This window comes from Streptomyces sp. NPDC051020 (genome assembly GCF_040683105.1).
GTDB lineage: Bacteria > Actinomycetota > Actinomycetes > Streptomycetales > Streptomycetaceae > Streptomyces.
Genome location: NZ_JBFBCG010000006.1, coordinates 40,477 through 57,660, shown reverse-complemented (window position 1 = coordinate 57,660; position 17,184 = coordinate 40,477). Strand labels below are relative to the sequence as shown.

Annotated in this window: 14 protein-coding genes; 10 read left to right on the top strand and 4 right to left on the bottom strand. The window is 69.9% G+C overall.

The features are described from left to right. Positions 1–120 precede the first annotated feature (120 nt). Both AB0N06_RS05370 and AB0N06_RS05365 read right to left on the bottom strand, forming a co-directional pair. The gene (locus AB0N06_RS05370; protein ID WP_366133374.1) at positions 121–2,118 is read right to left on the bottom strand and encodes an ABC transporter ATP-binding protein; all 1,998 of its coding nucleotides are present in this window, start codon (positions 2,116–2,118) and stop codon (positions 121–123) included. Continuing rightward, positions 2,115–3,959, bottom strand: a complete 1,845-nt coding sequence (locus tag AB0N06_RS05365) for an ABC transporter ATP-binding protein (protein WP_366133373.1) — start codon at positions 3,957–3,959, stop codon at positions 2,115–2,117. Before AB0N06_RS05365 ends, AB0N06_RS05370 begins: the two co-directional genes overlap by 4 nt. Positions 3,960–4,141: 182 nt before the next feature. Here AB0N06_RS05365 and AB0N06_RS05360 point away from each other — a divergent pair, with 182 nt between their 5' ends. From AB0N06_RS05360 to AB0N06_RS05345, 4 genes are read left to right on the top strand one after another with little or no spacing between them, the layout of a single operon-like run. Then, positions 4,142–5,044: an ABC transporter ATP-binding protein gene (locus tag AB0N06_RS05360; RefSeq protein ID WP_366133372.1), complete on the top strand. Its 903-nt coding sequence runs from the start codon at positions 4,142–4,144 to the stop codon at positions 5,042–5,044. A 1-nt stretch (position 5,045) separates the two neighbouring features. Further along, complete coding sequence (locus AB0N06_RS05355; protein ID WP_366133371.1) at positions 5,046–5,822, top strand: ABC transporter permease; 777 nt, start codon at positions 5,046–5,048, stop codon at positions 5,820–5,822. Positions 5,823–5,861: 39 nt separating this feature from the next. After that, a complete protein-coding gene (locus AB0N06_RS05350) occupies positions 5,862–7,136 on the top strand; it encodes a sensor histidine kinase (RefSeq protein WP_366133370.1) in 1,275 nt (424 codons plus the stop codon). 19 nt (positions 7,137–7,155) lie between these two features. Next, positions 7,156–7,806 (top strand): response regulator transcription factor, encoded by a 651-nt coding sequence (locus AB0N06_RS05345; RefSeq protein WP_366133369.1) that lies wholly within the window; start codon positions 7,156–7,158, stop codon positions 7,804–7,806. A gap of 25 nt (positions 7,807–7,831) precedes the next feature. On the opposite strand, the gene glgX is transcribed toward AB0N06_RS05345, so the two are convergent. Further along, on the bottom strand, positions 7,832–10,111 hold the full coding sequence (glgX, locus tag AB0N06_RS05340; protein ID WP_366133368.1) for a glycogen debranching protein GlgX: 2,280 nt from the start codon (positions 10,109–10,111) through the stop codon (positions 7,832–7,834). 638 nt (positions 10,112–10,749) lie between these two features. Here glgX and AB0N06_RS05335 point away from each other — a divergent pair. The 5 genes from AB0N06_RS05335 to AB0N06_RS05315 all read left to right on the top strand — a co-directional run bounded on the left by AB0N06_RS05335 (position 10,750) and on the right by AB0N06_RS05315 (position 15,979). Continuing rightward, the gene (locus tag AB0N06_RS05335) at positions 10,750–12,003 is read left to right on the top strand and encodes an Ig-like domain-containing protein (RefSeq protein ID WP_366133367.1); all 1,254 of its coding nucleotides are present in this window, start codon (positions 10,750–10,752) and stop codon (positions 12,001–12,003) included. A gap of 87 nt (positions 12,004–12,090) precedes the next feature. Then, positions 12,091–12,858 carry an enoyl-CoA hydratase-related protein gene (locus tag AB0N06_RS05330; protein ID WP_366133366.1) on the top strand — a complete coding sequence of 256 codons (768 nt, stop codon included), beginning with the start codon at positions 12,091–12,093 and terminating at the stop codon, positions 12,856–12,858. 174 nt (positions 12,859–13,032) lie between these two features. Continuing rightward, positions 13,033–13,548 carry an ATP-binding protein gene (locus AB0N06_RS05325; protein WP_366133365.1) on the top strand — a complete coding sequence of 172 codons (516 nt, stop codon included), beginning with the start codon at positions 13,033–13,035 and terminating at the stop codon, positions 13,546–13,548. Between the two features lie 425 nt (positions 13,549–13,973). Continuing rightward, complete coding sequence (locus AB0N06_RS05320; RefSeq protein WP_366133364.1) at positions 13,974–14,786, top strand: polysaccharide deacetylase family protein; 813 nt, start codon at positions 13,974–13,976, stop codon at positions 14,784–14,786. Beyond that, complete coding sequence (locus AB0N06_RS05315; RefSeq protein WP_366133363.1) at positions 14,786–15,979, top strand: beta-propeller fold lactonase family protein; 1,194 nt, start codon at positions 14,786–14,788, stop codon at positions 15,977–15,979. The genes AB0N06_RS05320 and AB0N06_RS05315 overlap by 1 nt, the downstream gene beginning before the upstream one ends. 17 nt (positions 15,980–15,996) lie before the next feature. Here AB0N06_RS05315 and AB0N06_RS05310 read toward each other — a convergent pair whose 3' ends face one another. After that, positions 15,997–16,635: a GNAT family N-acetyltransferase gene (locus tag AB0N06_RS05310; RefSeq protein WP_366133362.1), complete on the bottom strand. Its 639-nt coding sequence runs from the start codon at positions 16,633–16,635 to the stop codon at positions 15,997–15,999. Positions 16,636–16,778: 143 nt separating this feature from the next. On the opposite strand from AB0N06_RS05310, the gene AB0N06_RS05305 reads away from it, so the two are divergent. Then, positions 16,779–16,994 carry an EF-hand domain-containing protein gene (locus AB0N06_RS05305; RefSeq protein ID WP_037690105.1) on the top strand — a complete coding sequence of 72 codons (216 nt, stop codon included), beginning with the start codon at positions 16,779–16,781 and terminating at the stop codon, positions 16,992–16,994. Positions 16,995–17,184: the final 190 nt, after the last annotated feature.

The following is a 17,184-nucleotide window of genomic DNA, read 5'->3' as shown; positions in this document are numbered from 1 at the left end:
CGTTGCGATGCACCACACCGGACGCCCCGGGCCGATCCACGAAGATCGACGCGGCACCGCCGCACCGGCCGGTCGCCCGTCCGGTGCGGTCGCGCCGATGGCCCCTGCCGGGGCAGCGGTTCAGGCCAGGCTTTCCCGCCAGGCGCGGTGGAGCCCGGCGAACCGGCCGGTACCGCCGATGAGTTCGGACGGGGAGCCATCCTCCACGATCCGGCCGTGCTCCATGACCAGTACCCGGTCCGCGATCTCCACGGTCGACAGCCGGTGGGCGATCACGACCGCGGTGCGGCCGTGCAACACCGTGTCCATGGCCCGTTGCACGGCGCGTTCGCCGGGGATGTCGAGGGAGCTCGTCGCTTCGTCGAGGATCAGGACCGCTGGGTCCGCGAGCAGGGCGCGGGCGAAGGCGACCAGTTGGCGCTGGCCCGCCGAGATCCGCCCGCCCCTCTTGCGTACATCCGTGTCGTACCCGTCGGGCAGTCCGCTGATGAAGTCGTGCGCGCCGATCGCCTTCGCGGCCCGCTCGATCTCCTCGCGGGAGGCCTCCGGGCGGCCGATGGCAATGTTCTCGGCGACCGTCCCCGAGAAGAGAAACGCCTCCTGGGTCACCATCACGACACCGCGCCGCAGTTCGGGCGTGGCCAGATCGCGGAGATCGGTCCCGTCCAGCAGCACCCGGCCGTCGGTCGGATCATAGAACCGGGCCAGCAGCTTGGCGAGCGTCGACTTCCCGGCACCCGTCGAGCCGACCACGGCCACGGTCTGCCCGGCCGGAATCGTCAGATCGAAGCGGGGCAGCACTTCGCCGCCCGTGCGGTAGGCGAATCTCACCGAGTCGAAGACGACGCCACGCCCTGGGTGCTCACCCGCGCGGGCAGGCAGCTCCCGCGGGTTCGCCGCCTCGGGGACGGAGGGGGTCTGGGCCAGCAGTCCCGCGATCTTCCCCAGCGAAGCAGCAGCCGACTGATAGGAGTTGAGGAACATGCCGAGCCGGTCAATCGGGTCGTACAGCCGTCGCAGGTAGAGCACGGCCGCGGCCAGCACGCCGAGCGCGAGCGTCCCGGAGGCGACTCGGTACGCACCCCACAGCACGATGCCGGCGACCGCCGTGTTGGCGACCAGCCGGGAGCCGACCACGTAGCGCGCCATTTCCAGCAGCGCGTCGCCGTTCGTCCGGCAGTGCTGCTGGTTGAGACGCTCGAATTCTGTGTCGTTGACGCGCTCGCGACGAAACGCCTGGACAGGACGGATCCCGTTGATCGTCTCTGCGAACTTCACGATGACCGATGCAATTGCTGTCGACCGGGCGGCGTAGATCACCCCGGCGCGCCGTTGGTAGAGCCGCACCAGCAGATACAGCGGCACGAACGAGAGGACGGCGACCGCTCCGAGACCGACGTCCAGCCACAGCAGCAGCAATGAGATGGAGATGAAGGAGAGCACGACGACGATCAGTTCCTGCAGCCCCTCGCTGAGCAGCTCCCGCAGCGACTCCACATCCGTGGTGGACCGGGAGATGAGCCGGCCCGAGGTGTAGCGCTCATGGAAGTCCACGCTCAGTGCCTGCGCATGACGGAAGATCCGCCCCCGGAGATCGAGCAGCACGTCCTGGTTGATCCGGGCGGAGGCCTGGATGAACGCGTACTGCATGCTCCCCGCGCCGGCCGAGCACAGCGCGTACCCGATGGCCACGGCGATCAGTGGTCCGTAGTCCTCGTCGCGGAACGCGGGTACGCCGCTGTCGATGGCGTACGCGACGAGCAGCGGGCCCACCTGGACCGCGGCCTGCTGGACCAGCAGGAACAGCGCGGCCACCACCACCCTGCCCCGGTGCGGGCCGAGCAGGGACAGCAGCAGGGCGCGGGTCGCACCGCGCGGAGTGGGCAGGTCGTCCTGGTCGAAGGGGTCCTGGGCGCCGGAGGCGGAACCGGGTTCGGGAGCGGCCCCGGGCGCCTTCCGCGTGGTGCCGTCCGGTCTTGTTGCCGGCCGGTCGCGGGTCAGGGTGTCCGTGCCCCTGGCCGCGTCCGCAGTGCCGGTGGTTGCGTCGGAGCCGCTCAGGGGCTCGTTCTCGTCGCTGCCGCCCGCTCCGGCGGGGCGTCCGGTCGTCACATTGGTCATCGGGTGCTGTCCTTCTCGGCAGGGACGTCCATGGCAGGCATGCCGTCGGTGGACAGGAATTCGGGCGTGTCCCCGGCGCCGGACATCAGCCACGCGTACTCGGCGTTGCTGCGCAGCAGTTCCTGGTGGGTGCCCACGGCGCTGATCCGGCCCTCGGACAGCAGCGCCACCCGGTCCGCGAGCATCACGGTGGACGGCCGGTGGGCGACCACGATGGCCGTGGTCGACTCGAGCACGCGCCGCAGGGCGGCCTCCACCAGCGCCTCCGTATGCACGTCCAGGGCGGAGAGCGGGTCGTCGAGCACCAGGAAGCGCGGCTGCCCGACGACGGCGCGGGCCAGTGCGAGGCGCTGCCGCTGACCGCCGGAGAGACTGAGCCCCTGCTCGCCGACCTGGGTGTGGATGCCTTCCGGCAGGTCGTACACGAAGTCGGCCTGGGCGATCGAGAGCGCCCGCCGCAGCTCGTCCTCATCGGCGCCGTCGGCGCCCATGAGGACGTTCTCCCCGACGCTCGCCGAGAAGAGCGTCGGCTCCTCGAACGCCACGGACACCAGCTCACGCAGCTGTTCGCGCCGCAGGGTGGTGATGTCGGTGCCGTCCAGCGTGATCCGCCCGGCGGTGGCGTCGTGCAGCCTCGGTACGAGGGCGGTGAGCGTCGTCTTCCCCGATCCCGTGGCTCCGACCAGAGCCATCGTCTCGCCGGGGCGGATCCGCAGATCGATCCGGGTCAGTACGGGTACGGAGTCCGGCTCCGCGTCGGGGTAGCGGAACTCGACGCCTTCGAAGACCATTCCGCCGTCCGCGTGCTGCTGCGAGGACGCCGCGGACGACTCCGCGGCGGTCTCGCGTTCCTCCTCCACATCCATCACCTCGAAGAACCGCTCGGTCGCCGTTGCCGACTCCTGGCTCATCGCCAGAAGGAAACCGATCGACTCGACCGGCCACCGCAGCGCGAGCGCGGTCGACAGGAACGCCACCAGCGTGCCCGCCGAGAGATCTCCGTCGGCGACCTGGATCGTGCCGAGAACCAGCGCCGCGCCGATCGCCAGCTCCGGGATCGTGGTGATGAAGGCCCAGATGCCGGCCAGCAGCCGCGCCTTGTCGAGTTCGGTGCCGCGCAGCCGCTGCGAGAGGCCGCGGAAGGCCAGGGCCTGGCTTCGGTTCCGCCCGAAGCCCTTGATGATCCGGATGCCGAGGACGCTCTCCTCGACGACCGTCGTCAGGTCGCCGACCTGGTCCTGGGCCTGGCGCGCCACCACCGCGAACTTCGTCTCGAAGACGGAGCAGAGAATCACCAGCGGCACGACCGGTACGAGCAGCACCAGGCCCAGCGTCCACTGCTGCACCAGCAAAATGATGAAACCGACCAGGATGGTGGTGGCGTTGACCAGGAGAAACGTCAGCGGGAATGCCAGGAACATGCGCAGCAGCATCAGGTCCGTGGTTCCGCGCGACAGCAGCTGCCCGGACGGCCAGCGGTCGTGGAAGGCCACCGGCAGCCGTTGCAGATGCCGGTACAGATCGGCCCGCATCGATGCCTCGACGCCCGCCAGCGGCCGCGCCACCAGCCATCGTCGCAGCCCGAAGAGCAGTGCCTCGGCGATGCCCAGCAACAAGAGGTACAGCGCACCGAGCCAGACTCCGCCCGGATCACGGTGCGCGACCGGGCCGTCCACGATCCATTTCAGTACGAGGGGTATCACCAGGCTGAGGCAGGAGGCGACGATCGCCACGGCCGCCGCCGCGGACAGGCGGATGCGTACAGGCTTCACGTAAGGCCACAGCCGAAGCAGGGAGCGCGCGGCGGACCGGTCCTTGGGCTCTACATGTGTTTCGGGCATCAGGGGCGAGCCTACGGTTCACCACTGACATCGCTCATCTGGTTTTCGTCGCTCTGTCGACATCTCGTCCCCCAACGGCCCGTGACCGCCCGGTCGTACCGCGGAGTCAACCGATCGGCTGATGTCGTTTCGAGCGTGATGGCCGATGCCGCGCGGCCCCGCCCGACGGGACCCTCGTAGCCATGGCAATCATCGAAGTGAACGCGGTGCACAAGGCCTACGCCGGGCGCACCGCGGTGGACGGAGTGACGTTCGCCGTCGACGAGGGGGAGATCTTCGGGATTCTCGGCCCCAACGGCGCGGGCAAGACCACGACCGTCGAATGCATCGAGGGTCTGCGGATCCCCGACTCCGGTACGGTCCGGGTCACCGGACTCGACCCCGTCGCCGATCACGGACGAGTGACGCAACTGCTGGGCGCCCAGCTCCAGGAGAGCGAGCTGCAGGCAAAGCTCACGGTCCGCGAGGCGCTGGAGCTGTACAGCGCCTTCTATCCGAACCCCGCCGACTGGCGGACCCTGGCCGAACGGCTCGGTCTGCACACCAAGCTCACCACGCGCTTCGCCAAGCTGTCGGGCGGTCAGAAGCAGCGGCTTTCCATCGCCCTCGCCCTGGTCGGCAACCCACGGGTCGTGGTGCTCGACGAGCTGACCACCGGACTTGATCCGCGGGCCCGCCGTGACACCTGGCAGCTGATCGAAGAGGTACGGGACAGTGGTGTGACCGTCCTCCTTGTCACCCATTTCATGGAGGAGGCGCAACGGCTCTGCGACCGGATCGCGGTGATCGACCAGGGGAGGGTCGTGGCCCTTGACACCCCGTCCGGTCTGATCAGCAAGGCAGGCAGCTCCACGGTTATCTCCTTCACGCCGTCACAGCCGCTCGACGACACCGAGCTGGGCCTGCTGCCCGGGGCGGTCTCCGTCGAGCAGAACGACGGCCGGATCGTCATCAACGGCACCGACGAGACGGTCAACGCGGTCATCTCGCTGCTGGCCCGCCACCGCGTATCGGCACACCAGCTCCGCGTCTCCGAGGCCACTCTGGACGACGCGTTCCTCGACCTCACAGAACAGGCGGCGTGAGATGACCACGGCGAACCCGGCCAAGGCACAGACCGCGACCACCCCATGGGCAGCGGTACTCAGGGCCGAGACACGGCTCTTCCTCCGCGAGCCCGGAAGCCTGTTCTGGATCCTCGTCTTCCCGACCGCGCTGCTGACGATCCTCGGCCTGATCCCGTCCTTCCGGGACCCCGACGACGCGCTCGGCGGCCGCCGCGTCATCGATCTGTACGTACCGGTGTCGGTGCTGCTCGCCATGATCATGGCCGGGATCGGGGCCATGCCGCCCGTCCTCACCGGCTACCGCGAGCGCGGCATCCTGCGCCGCATGTCGACCACTCCGGTTCGGCCGTCCGCCCTGCTCACCTCGCAGATCGCCCTGCACGGCGCCGCGGCCCTCGGCTCCACCGCGGTGGTGATGGCCGTCGGCCGGATCGCCTTCGGTGTCGCACTGCCCGGACAGCCCTTCGGCTACGTCCTGGCGTTGCTCCTGTCGACGGCGAGCGTCCTCGTCCTCGGCGCACTGCTCTGCGCGCTCTCCCGCACCACCAAGGCGTCCGCCGCGATCAGCTCGGTCGTCAACCTCGTGATGATGTTCAGCGCCGGGGTCTGGATCCCGGTGCAGTCCATGCCCGACACGCTCCGGCGCATCGTCGAGGTCACCCCGTTCGGCGCGGCCTCCCAGGCCCTGGACCGGGCGGCGTCCGGAGGCTGGCCCGGCTGGGCCCAGCTGGGCGTGATGGCGCTGTGGGCGGCCCTGGTGACCCTGCTCGCGACCCGTCTGTTCCGATGGGAGTGACCGGTTCCGGGGGAGACTTCACCCATGAATGCGGGGGACATGGCTGAGGCGACCACAACCGGACCGACGACGGCCGCGCAGTTGGGGGATCGGTTCTTCCGGTACGGGCCGTACGGTCTGCTCGGCCTGGGCACCGCGGTCTCGGCCGTGACCGCCGGCCTCGTCATGTCCCGCGCGGACGGGTACGCCGTCGCGGTACTGGTTCCGGTGGCGCTCGTCCTCCAGCTCTGGTGGGGGCGGGTTCGGCCGGGTGTTCCCCCGAAGTCGCGGGCGGCGCAGTTCTACTTCGTCGCCCGCACGTTGCTCGCCTTCGCACTGACCTGGTGCAACCCGTTCTTCTCGATGTTCGCGGTGCTCGGCTACTTCGACGCGGGCCGGCTGCTCCCGGATCGGGCCTTTCGGGCCGGCCTGCTCGCCACCGCCGTCATCATGGCGGGCTCGCAGTGCGGCAGTGGCCTCCCGCCGGACGCTCTCATGAACTGGATCGCCTTCGGCATCCTCTTTGCTCTGCACGGCACTCTCACGATGGTGTTCGCCCAGATCGGCGACCGGGAGGCCGAGCACGCCCGCACCCAGGTCGACACCATCACCGAGCTGGAGTCCGCCAACGCCCGTCTCGAACAGGCCCTCGCGGAGAATGCGGGCCTGCACGCCCAACTTCTCGTCCAGGCACGCGAGGCGGGCGTCGCCGACGAGCGGCGCCGGCTCGCCGCCGAGATCCACGACACGCTCGCCCAGGGACTGACCGGCATCATCGCCCAGCTCCAGGTGGTGACCTCGGTCGCCGACACCGATCCCGCTCTGGCCAGGCAGCACCTCGACCGTGCCGCCGCACTGGCCCGGCACAGCCTGGGCGAGGCGCGTCGCTCGGTACACGATCTGGTCCCCGCCGCACTGGAGCACGACGACCTTCCGGGCGCGCTGAAGAAGACGGTCGCCGGCTGGGCCGAACGTCACGGGATCCGGGCCGAGTTCACCGTCACCGGTACCGCCGAGCCGGTCCACGACGAGATAGCCGCCACCCTGCTCCGTATCGCCGAGGAAGCCCTCGCCAACACCGGCCGCCATGCCCGGGCCGCACGGGTCGGCATCACCCTGTCCTTCATGGGCGACGAACTGACCCTGGACGTGCGGGACGACGGCTGCGGCTTCGACCCGGCCGCCCTGCCGCCGTACAGCGGCGCGGGCGGTTTCGGGCTCCGCGGCATGCGGGCCCGCGCCGAACGCATCGCGGGCACCGTCGAGGTGGAGACGGAGCCGGGCCGCGGCACGGCGGTCTGCGCCCGGGTGCCACTGGTTCAGCACAGCCGATGACCAGTACGGTTGGCCTGCCATGGCTGAGGATCCCGCACGCGTCATCACGCTCGTCGTCGTCGACGACCACCCCGTCGTACGGGACGGTCTGCGCGGCATGTTCGACTCGGCCCCCGGCTTCCGGGTCCTCGGGGAGGCGTCGAACGGGGTGGAGGGCGTCGACCTCGTGGCCCGGCTCGACCCCGATGTCGTCCTGATGGATCTGCGGATGCCGGGCGGCGGCGGCGTCGCCGCGATCGCCGAACTGACCGGGCGCGGCGCCCGGTCCAAGGTGCTCGTCCTCACCACGTACGACACCGACTCCGACACGCTGCCCGCGATCGAGGCGGGCGCGACCGGCTATCTGCTCAAGGACGCACCCCGCGAAGAGCTGTTCACCGCCGTGCGCGCGGCCGCCGACGGACGTACCGTGCTGTCGCCCGCGGTCGCCTCCCGGCTCGTCTCGCGCGTACGTGCCCCCGGCGCCGTGGGCCACGAGGCGCTGTCCGCCCGCGAGCGCGAGGTGCTCGAACTGGTCGCCAAGGGCACCTCGAACCGGGAGATCGCCGCCGAACTGTTCATCAGCGAGGCAACGGTGAAGACCCATCTCACGCACATCTTCGCGAAACTGGGCGCCAAGGACCGCGCCGCGGCCGTCGCGAGCGCCTACGAGCGCGGCATCCTCGGCTGACCCCGGCCGTCCGCCCTGTTCCGCATCACTCCCTGACGCGCAGCAGCACCACGGCCCTCGCCGGCACCGCGAGCATCTCGGAGCCGCGGTGCAGTGTTCCCGGAGCGGTGGACTGGTCCTCCAGCGAGGTGTCCAGCACCAGTTCGTACGCCCGTGCCCACGGCGGACCGGGAAGCCGGAAGCTGCCCGGACGGTCGGCGGCGTGCAGGATCGCCAGGAAACTGTCGTCCGTGACCTGTTCGCCGCGCGCGTCCCGGCCCGGGATGTCACGCCCGGAGAGATAGAGCCCCACGGTCGCGGCCGGTGCGTACCAGTCCTCCTCCGTCATCTCCGTGCCTTGCCGGGTGAACCACGCGAGGTCCCGCAGCCCGTCCGCGGCCTGCGGCCGGCCGGAGAAGAAGGCGCGGCGACGCAGCACCGGATGGGTGTGGCGCAGCGTGAGCAACCGCGCCGTCAGCTCGGTCAGTTCCCGCCACTCCGGCTGGTCGAGCAGCGACCAGTCCAGCCAGCCGATCTCGTTGTCCTGGCAGTACGCGTTGTTGTTGCCGCCCTGCGTCCGGCCCATCTCGTCGCCCGCGACCAGCATCGGCACCCCGGTCGACAGCAGCAGGGTGGTGAGCAGATTGCGCAGCTGGCGGCGGCGCAGCGCGTTGATCCCGGGGTCGTCGGTCTCGCCCTCGGTGCCGCAGTTCCAGGCCCGGTTGTGCGATGTGCCGTCCCGGTTGCCCTCGCCGTTCGCCTCGTTGTGCTTCTGCTCGTAACTGACCAGATCGCGCAGCGTGAAGCCGTCGTGCGCGGTGATGAAGTTGACCGATGCGTACGGGCGGCGGCCGCCCCACGCGTACAGATCGCTGGATCCGGTCAGCCGGTAGCCGAGATCCCGCACATCGGGCAGGGCGCCGCGCCAGAAGTCCCGTACGGCATCGCGGTAGCGGTCGTTCCACTCCGTCCACAGCGGTGGGAAGGCGCCGACCTGGTAGCCGCCGTTGCCGACGTCCCATGGCTCCGCGATGAGCTTCACCCGGCGCAGCACCGGGTCCTGGGCGATCACCGCGAGGAACGGGGACAGCATGTCGACGTCGTGCATCGAGCGGGCCAGCGCCGCCGCCAGATCGAAGCGGAAGCCGTCGACGCCCATCTCGGTGACCCAGTACCGCAGCGAGTCCGTGATCAGCCGCAGCACATGCGGCTGCACCACATGCAGGGTGTTTCCGCAGCCGGTGTAGTCGGTGTATCTCCGGGCGTCGGACTGGAGCCGGTAGTAGCCGCGGTTGTCGATGCCGCGCAGTGACAGCATCGGACCCAGCTCACTCGCCTCCGCCGTGTGGTTGTAGACCACGTCGAGGATGACCTCGATCCCGGCGTCGTGCAGCGCCCGCACCATCCGCTTGAACTCGCCGACCTGCTGACCGCCCGTACCGCTCGCCGAGTAGTCCGCGTGCGGGGCGAAGTACCCGATGGAGTTGTATCCCCAGTAGTTGTGCAGTCCGCGCCGCAGCAGGTGGTCCTCGTGGGCGAACTGATGCACCGGCAGCAGCTCCACCGCCGTCACGCCGAGCCGGGTCAGATGGCCGACGGCCGCCGGGTGGGCGAGTCCGGCGTACGTGCCCCGGAGCTCCTCCGGGATCTCCGGGTGCCGTTGGGTGAAGCCACGCACATGCAGTTCGTAGATGACGGAGTCGGCCCACGGCGTCTTGGGGCGCCGGTCCTCCGCCCAGTCGTCGTCATCGTGGACGACGACACCCTTCGGTACGTACGGAGCGGAGTCCCGTTCGTCCCGGACGGTGTCGGCGACCTGTTGCTGCGGCCAGTCCCTCACATGGCCGTAGACCTCGGCCGGCAGGGTGAACGAGCCGTCCACCGCACGTGCGTACGGATCCAGCAGCAGTTTCGCGGGGTTCCAGCGGGCACCCGTCCACGGGTCCCAGCGGCCGTGCACCCGGTAGCCGTACCGCTGACCCGGCCGTACGCCCGGCACGAAACCGTGCCAGATCTCATGGGTCAGCTCGGTCAGCGGGAGGCGCGTCTCGCTTCCCTCCCCGTCGAAGAGGCAGAGCTCGACGGCCTCGGCGCCGCCTGCCCAGAGCGCGAAGTTGGTGCCCGCCACCCCGTCCGGGCCCACCCGGAAACGGGCTCCGAGCGGCATCGGCGCACCGGGCCACACGACCGGCGGCCGCTGCCCGCCGTCGAGCAGCCGCCTTTCCAACGGGCCGGTCCCGGCCTCGGCCCCTGCCTCCTCCGACGTCCGTTCCAGTACCTTCCCGACCGGCTCCCGCACTGCCTCCTGCTCAGCTGCGCTCGACACCTCTCAGCCTCCCGCGGCTCATCGGACCCGGCGCCGAAGAGGAGCGCACGGCGTCCCGGCCGTGGCTCCCCGAAGGTGGTCCTCCCCTCAGTTCTGCCCACGGCGGGGCCCGCACTCACGTTTCCCCCGGACGGCCCTGGTCGTGGGGGGACGTGAACCACCCTGCGAAGAAGGCAGGGCGAGGATGGTCACCGCGCTGACGTGGGCGTGGGCGGCAGCGGGGACACGCCGGCCGGATGGTTCTTCGACCGGACGCTCATCGGGGACGCCGTCGGTCGTCGACTCCGAGGACAAGCACGTGGCGCCGGACAACGGGCTCGTCGGCCGGAATCTGAACCGGACCCAGTGGAAGGCGGGCTCCGCGCTCCGTTGAAGCGCGTCCGCGCGGAAGCTCCGTGGTGCCTCGCGAGGGTGTCCTGGACCGGGGCGGGCCGGCCGGGCACCTGCGCCGCCCTACTGGGCGTCACCTGATGGTGTCCTGGGACAACTTGGGACTGAACGGTGACATCCACGGGGGGATCTCTCCAAGGTCCGTGTGATTATCTTTCGCTAGCGCGCATGTGCAGCGCGCGGGGGTAGGAGCCTGCAGGCTCCCAGGGCCATGGCGGGGCCAGGCCGTGCGAGGGGAGACGACCACATTGAACGGGCAGCCGATATCGGGGACATCGGTCGGGGCGGACAACGGACGGCGTGGCCGGGGGACCACCGGACTGTCGGCTCTGGTGCTGGGTGCACTGCTGTTGCTGGTGACGGCGTGCGGCGGGGGAGACACCGACGCCGGTGACAAGGGCGGGAAGAGCGGCGGGGGCAGAAGCGCGGACACGACCGCCTCGCAGGCGGTGGTGACCGTCACGCCCAAGGACGGTGCCGACTCGGTCGCCACCAGCGGGGCGCTGAAGATCTCCGCCGAGCAGGGCAAGCTGACCACGGTCAAGGTCGCGGACCCCAAGGGCGTCGAGGTCGAGGGCAAGATCGCGGCGGACGGCGCGAGCTGGGAGCCCGGGCAGCACCTGGCCGCGGCGACGAAGTACGCGGTCCATGCGATCGCCAAGGACGCCAAGGGCCGCGAGTCGGCCAAGGACACCACGTTCACCACGCTGGTGCCGAAAAACACCTTCATCGGGCAGTACACGCCGGAGGACGGTTCCACGGTCGGCGTCGGCATGCCGGTCTCGATCCACTTCACCCGCGGTATCACCGACCCCGAAGCGGTCGAGAAGGCCATCAAGGTGACGGCGGAGCCGGCGGTACAGGTCGAGGGCCACTGGTTCGGCAACGACCGCCTGGACTTCCGCCCGGAGAAGTACTGGGCCGCGGGCACCAAGGTGACCGTGAAGCTCAACCTCGACGGCGTCGAGGGACGCCCGGGGGTCTACGGCAAGCAGGCCAAGACGGTCTCGTTCACCGTCGGCCGCAGCCAGGTCAGCCATGTCGACGCGAGCACGCACCGGATGAAGGTCGTCCGTGACGGCAAGCAGATCAAGAACATCCCGATCTCCGCGGGCGCCCCTGCGACCACCACGTACAACGGTCAGATGGTCATCAGCGAGAAGCTCAAGGTGACCCGGATGAACGGCGACACCGTCGGCTTCGGCGGCGAGTACGACATCAAGGACGTGCCGCACGCGATGCGTCTGTCCACGTCGGGCACCTTCATCCACGGCAACTACTGGGGCGCGCCCTCTGTTTTCGGTTCGACCAACACCAGCCACGGCTGCGTCGGTCTGCAGGACGTGCGCGGCGCCTGGAGCAAGAAGACCCCGGCTGCCTGGTTCTTCGACAACTCGCTCATCGGCGACGTCGTGATCGTGAAGAACTCCCGCGACAAGACCATCCAGCCGGACAACGGCCTCAACGGCTGGAACATGACCTGGGCGGAGTGGACCAAGTAGGTCGCGGAACACGACAGGACGGCGGGCCCGGTGCTGTGACCAACAGCACCGGGCCCGCCGTCGTTAGTGACGGTTAACCTGCCTCTCATGACCGTAACCCTCGAAGCAAGCGACGGCGTCGGCACGATCCGGCTGGACCGTCCGCCCATGAACGCCCTGGACGTCGCCACCCAGGACCGGCTGCGTGAACTCGCCGAGGAGGCGACCCGGCGCGACGATGTGCGCGCCGTCGTCCTCTACGGCGGTGAGAAGGTGTTCGCGGCGGGCGCGGACATCAAGGAGATGCAGGCGATGGACCACACGGCGATGGTCGTACGGTCCAAGGCGTTGCAGGACTCCTTCACCGCGGTGGCCCGCATCCCCAAGCCGGTCGTCGCCGCCGTGACCGGTTACGCGCTCGGTGGCGGCTGCGAGTTGGCGCTCTGCGCCGACTTCCGGATCGCCGCCGACAACGCCAAGCTGGGCCAGCCCGAGATCCTGCTCGGCCTGATTCCCGGCGCGGGCGGTACCCAGCGGCTGGCCCGGCTGGTCGGCCCGTCCAAGGCCAAGGACCTGATCTTCACCGGCCGTCATGTGAAGGCCGAAGAGGCGCTGGCGATCGGCCTGGTGGACCGTGTGGTGCCCGCGGCCGAGGTGTACGAGCAGGCATACGCCTGGGCGGCCCGGCTGGCCAAGGGGCCGGCTCTCGCGCTGCGCGCGGCGAAGGAGTCGGTCGACGCCGGGCTGGAGACGGACATCGACACCGGTCTCACGATCGAGCGGAATTGGTTCGCCGGCCTGTTCGCTACCGAGGACCGTGAGCGCGGTATGCGCAGCTTTGTCGAAGAGGGACCGGGGAAGGCCAAGTTCCTCTGAACAAACGCCAGTTGGGTAACGACTGCCGCGGATTCATCCGTGCGAGCGGATTGGCTGAGCCTTAAGTCCGACCGGCACATGGGAGGCGGCGTCGCCCGCCCCCCATGTGCCGGTCCGTCTCAATCCGGGGTGGGGATTCCCTCGGAACCGCCCCGGAACGCCCGCAGTGCGGCCATGATGGTGGGCATGGCGGGCCTGGAGGGTGTGGAACAGCCGCGGCAGCGCGGCGGCGCGACTGCGGCACGCCGGATGCCGACTGGCGAGGACGAACAGGCGTTCAAGGCGCTGGAGTTGTCCGAAAATCCGGCGGAGGGTGAAGTGCAGCTGCCCTCCCGGCCGGAGTCCGCGGCCACCGCCCGGCGGCTCACCTCCTACGTGGTGCTGCGGCAGTGGGCGCTTTCCCCGCAGACCGCCGAGCATGCCGTTCTGCTCGTCTCGGAGCTCGTCGGCAACGCGGTACGGCACACAGGCGCGCGTGTTTTCGGGCTGCGGATGCTGCGCCGCCGCGACTGGATCCGGATCGAGGTGCGCGACCCCTCGCGCGGGCTGCCGTGCCTCATGCCGGTTCAGGAGATGGACATCAGCGGCCGCGGGCTCTTTCTCGTCGACAAGCTCTCCGACCGCTGGGGGGTGGATCTGCTGCCGCGCGGCAAGACCACCTGGTTCGAGATGTGGATCTCCGACCGCTGAGCCGATCCGGCCCCCGCCCCTGCGTCCTCTGTGATGGCACCCGGCGCGACGCACAGAAGCCCCCGGTCGGCCGTGGTGCGGCGCTGCGGGGGCTTCTGCGTGGGGCCGTGAAATAGGGGGTGTGTTCACGGCCGCTGGAGACGACCTGGCCCGGGTCAATGGGGGTCGTGGAACCGACTATGGCAGATGGGGGACCCGGGGTCCAAAGGGGCTAATCGGATAAATCTGGTCACATCGTGACTCTTCGGCGTCGAATCGCAGGTGTGATGGGTCACTGGCCTGGCAATGCGTGAATGATTATGTGGTTCGGCGAGTGAATCCTCGATTAGTTGAGCCATTGGCGGCACTTCCTTCGCGTCCCGGCAAGGGGGTGTGAAGGCGGGTGATTGCTACCTTTCCGGTCATTCGCACCTACTGTTCTGCCCATGAAGGCCTCCGAGACGCCGGTGCACCGTCGCAGCACACTGCGCGCGGGCGCAGGAGCAGCCCTGGCCGGCGTCCTTGCGGCGGGATGTACGGATGAACGCGGCGCCGTCACCACCTCGGCGAAGACCCCGGCCACCACCCCCGCGACGACCCCGGGGGGTGCGAAGCCCCCGGCCCCGCGCACCGCCCCCGCCCCGCACCGCTTCCCCGGGCAGCCGGTCCAGATCGACCACGGTCCTCGTCATCGCGCCCGCGTCGCCCTCACCTTCCACGGCCAGGGCGACCCCGCCATCGCCCGGACCGTGCTCGCCGAGGCGGAACGGGCCCACGCCCGGATCACCGTCCTCGCCGTCGGGAGCTGGCTCGACGAGCACCCCGAGATGGCCCGCCGGATCCTCGACGGCGGCCATGACCTCGGCAACCACACCCAGCACCATGCCGACATCTCGGCGATGGGCGAGGTCCAGGCATACGCGGAGATCACCGGCTGCGCCCAACGGCTGCGCCGGCTCACCGGTTCCATCGGCACCTGGTTCCGGCCCTCGCGCACCCAGGACGCCACCCCGCTCGTCCAGCGCCTCGCCCGACGGGCGGGCTACCCGCACGTCCTCTCGTACGACGTGGACTCCCTCGACTTCACCTCTCCCGGCGCCGCGGCCGTCACCCGCAAGGTTGCCGGGGAGATCCGCAACGGATCGGTGGTGAGCCTGCATTTCGGCTACGCGGACACGGTCGCCGCACTGCCGGTCCTCCTCGCCGAAATCGACCGCCGCGGACTGCGCGCGGTGACGACCACGGAGCTGCTGACCTGATGCTCACCACCACGCGCACCGCGGCCCTGCTCGGCGGCATCCTCATCGCCGCCCTCACGGGCTGTGGCACCTCCGCCGAGAAGGGGACGACCGAGGCCGCCACACCCCGGCCGGACCAGAGCGCCACCCCGGAGCAAGCCGCCCCCGGACGCGCCACCTCGCCCGGACTCGCCGGGATGCCGCCGGTGCTCGATCCCAAGGACGTGTACGCGGCCGACCGGCCCGGAAAGATGTCGCCGGCCGTCAAGGACTTCCCGGCCCGGATCTACGTACCCAACACCAACTCCAACACGGTGTCGGTGATCGACCCGAAGACGTACAAGGTCATCAAGACCATCCCGGTCGGACACCAGCCGCAGCACGTCGTCCCGTCCTGGGACCTGAAGACGCTCTGGGTCAACAACGACCTCGGCGACAGTCTCACGCCCATCGACCCGGCCACCGGGAAGCCCGGCAAGACGGTTCCCGTCTCCGACCCGTACAACCTGTACTTCACACCGGACGGCAAGTACGCCATCGTGATGGCCTCGATGGACCGTGAGCTGGTCTTCCGCGACGCCCACACCATGAAGACGGCCAAGACCGTGCCGGTCGACTGCGCAGGCGTCAATCACGCCGACTTCTCCATGGACGGCCGGTACTTCGTCGTCTCCTGCGAGTTCTCCGGCGAACTCCTCAAGGTCGACACGGCGAAGATGAAGATCGTCGGCCAGCAGAAGCTGCCGTTCAAGGGCGCCATGCCACAGGACGTGAAGCTGTCGCCGGACGGCAGCAGGTTCTACATCGCGGACATGATCGCGAACGGCATGTGGGTGCTGGACGGGAAGAAGTTCACCACCCCGAAGCTGCTCTCCACCGGCAAGGGGGCCCACGGGCTGTACGTCAGCCGGGACTCCAAGGTGATGTACATCTCCAACCGCGGCGAAGGAACCATCTCCGTCTTCGACTTCGCACGGAACAAGCTGACGAAGAAGTGGCGCCTGCCGAACGGCGGCAGCCCGGACATGGGCGGTGTCTCGCCGGACGGCAAGGTCCTCTGGCTGTCGGGGCGTTACAACGCCGAGGTGTACGCGATCGACACGTCCACCGGAAAGCAGCTCGCCCGGATCCCGGTGGGCAGCGGACCGCACGGTCTCGCCGTCTATCCGCAGCCGGGCCGCTACTCGCTCGGCCACACCGGCGTCTTCCGCTGACCCGCCGAGTCCGTGACTCAGCCCGCGACCAGCAGCGCCTCCGAGCCCACCGGCCGATAGCCCGCCGCCTGGAACGTCCGCACACTGCGTGCGTTCCCCGGCGACTGCTGCGCCCACACCACCTCGTCCGGCACCAGGTGCCGGGCCGCCCGTGCCAGGCGCTCCCCGAGCCGGCGGCCGCGCGCTTCCTCCGCCACCTCGATCGCCGTCTCCCAGCGCCCGGCGACCCCACGGCCGAGGATCAGCACCCCGCCGTCGGCAGCCCAGACCCGGACCTCGTCGCGGAACTTCATCGCGCGCGCCACCCGCGGGTGTTCCGGGTCCTCGATCTCGCGGAGCCCGATCTCCGGCTCGCCGGGCAGCGCACCCGCGACCGTCAGCAGATCGATGGTGTTCATGTGGCGTCCGGTACGGGCCAGCAGCGCGCCCAGGAAGTGCGGATTCATCGTCGCGGCGAGCGCATCGCCCGGGGCGCCGGCCAGCGTGGCCCGTACCCAGTCCGGGTTCTCGTCGGTGAACACCACCGAGTGCGCGGTGAATGCCAGTACCCCGGCGTCCCGTGCGTTCGGCTGTGCCACCACGGTGGTGGACCCGTCCGGCGGCGGGAACCGCCCGTCTGCGGCAGCCGTCAGGATCCGCGCCAGTGCGTCGGTCATGAAGTGTTCCCCTCCTGGGTTCCCGGTCCGGTCCGCCGTCCGCGGACACCCCACCCATGATCGACGACCGGCCGCCGCAATCGGTTTCCCTCGCGCCCGTTAATCTGACCCCTATCAGTTAGGTATGACGAAGGGGCTGAACAGTGGCGGACATCGAGTCGGCGCGCAAGGCGTTCGAGCGGTACGACCTCAACGGCGACGGTCTGATTTCGGCCGCCGAGTACAAGAGCGTGATGGCTCAGCTGGGTGACCCCTACGTCACCGAGCCGGTGGCCCAGGCCGTCATCAACTCCCACGACACGAACGGTGACGGTCTCCTCACCTTCGACGAGTTCTGGGCTGCCCAGAACAAGGGCTGATCGCCGGAGGGACCCCCGGCCCTGCCCGGCCGGGGTGCGCCGGACCACCGGCCGCTCAACCCTCCGGGCGGACGGCGTCCGCCCGGAGCGTCGACGCGGCAGATCTGTTCACGCACCTGCCCGGCCCGCGGCAGCCGCAGCACCCCCGGACAGCCGCGGCGCAACACGGTCCTCAACCGGATCGGCCTGA

Bases quoted from the DNA above. Each gene is read 5' to 3' on its own strand.
- AB0N06_RS05315 (WP_366133363.1), top strand. From the start codon at position 14,786: ATGCTCACCACCACGCGCACCGCGGCCCTGCTCGGCGGCATCCTCATC.
- AB0N06_RS05355 (WP_366133371.1), top strand. From the start codon at position 5,046: ATGACCACGGCGAACCCGGCCAAGGCACAGACCGCGACCACCCCATGG.
- AB0N06_RS05330 (WP_366133366.1), top strand. From the start codon at position 12,091: ATGACCGTAACCCTCGAAGCAAGCGACGGCGTCGGCACGATCCGGCTG.
- AB0N06_RS05320 (WP_366133364.1), top strand. From the start codon at position 13,974: ATGAAGGCCTCCGAGACGCCGGTGCACCGTCGCAGCACACTGCGCGCG.
- AB0N06_RS05325 (WP_366133365.1), top strand. From the start codon at position 13,033: ATGATGGTGGGCATGGCGGGCCTGGAGGGTGTGGAACAGCCGCGGCAG.
- AB0N06_RS05360 (WP_366133372.1), top strand. From the start codon at position 4,142: ATGGCAATCATCGAAGTGAACGCGGTGCACAAGGCCTACGCCGGGCGC.
- AB0N06_RS05370 (WP_366133374.1), bottom strand. From the start codon at position 2,118: ATGACCAATGTGACGACCGGACGCCCCGCCGGAGCGGGCGGCAGCGAC.
- AB0N06_RS05365 (WP_366133373.1), bottom strand. From the start codon at position 3,959: ATGCCCGAAACACATGTAGAGCCCAAGGACCGGTCCGCCGCGCGCTCC.
- AB0N06_RS05345 (WP_366133369.1), top strand. From the start codon at position 7,156: ATGGCTGAGGATCCCGCACGCGTCATCACGCTCGTCGTCGTCGACGAC.
- AB0N06_RS05310 (WP_366133362.1), bottom strand. From the start codon at position 16,635: ATGACCGACGCACTGGCGCGGATCCTGACGGCTGCCGCAGACGGGCGG.
- AB0N06_RS05350 (WP_366133370.1), top strand. From the start codon at position 5,862: ATGGCTGAGGCGACCACAACCGGACCGACGACGGCCGCGCAGTTGGGG.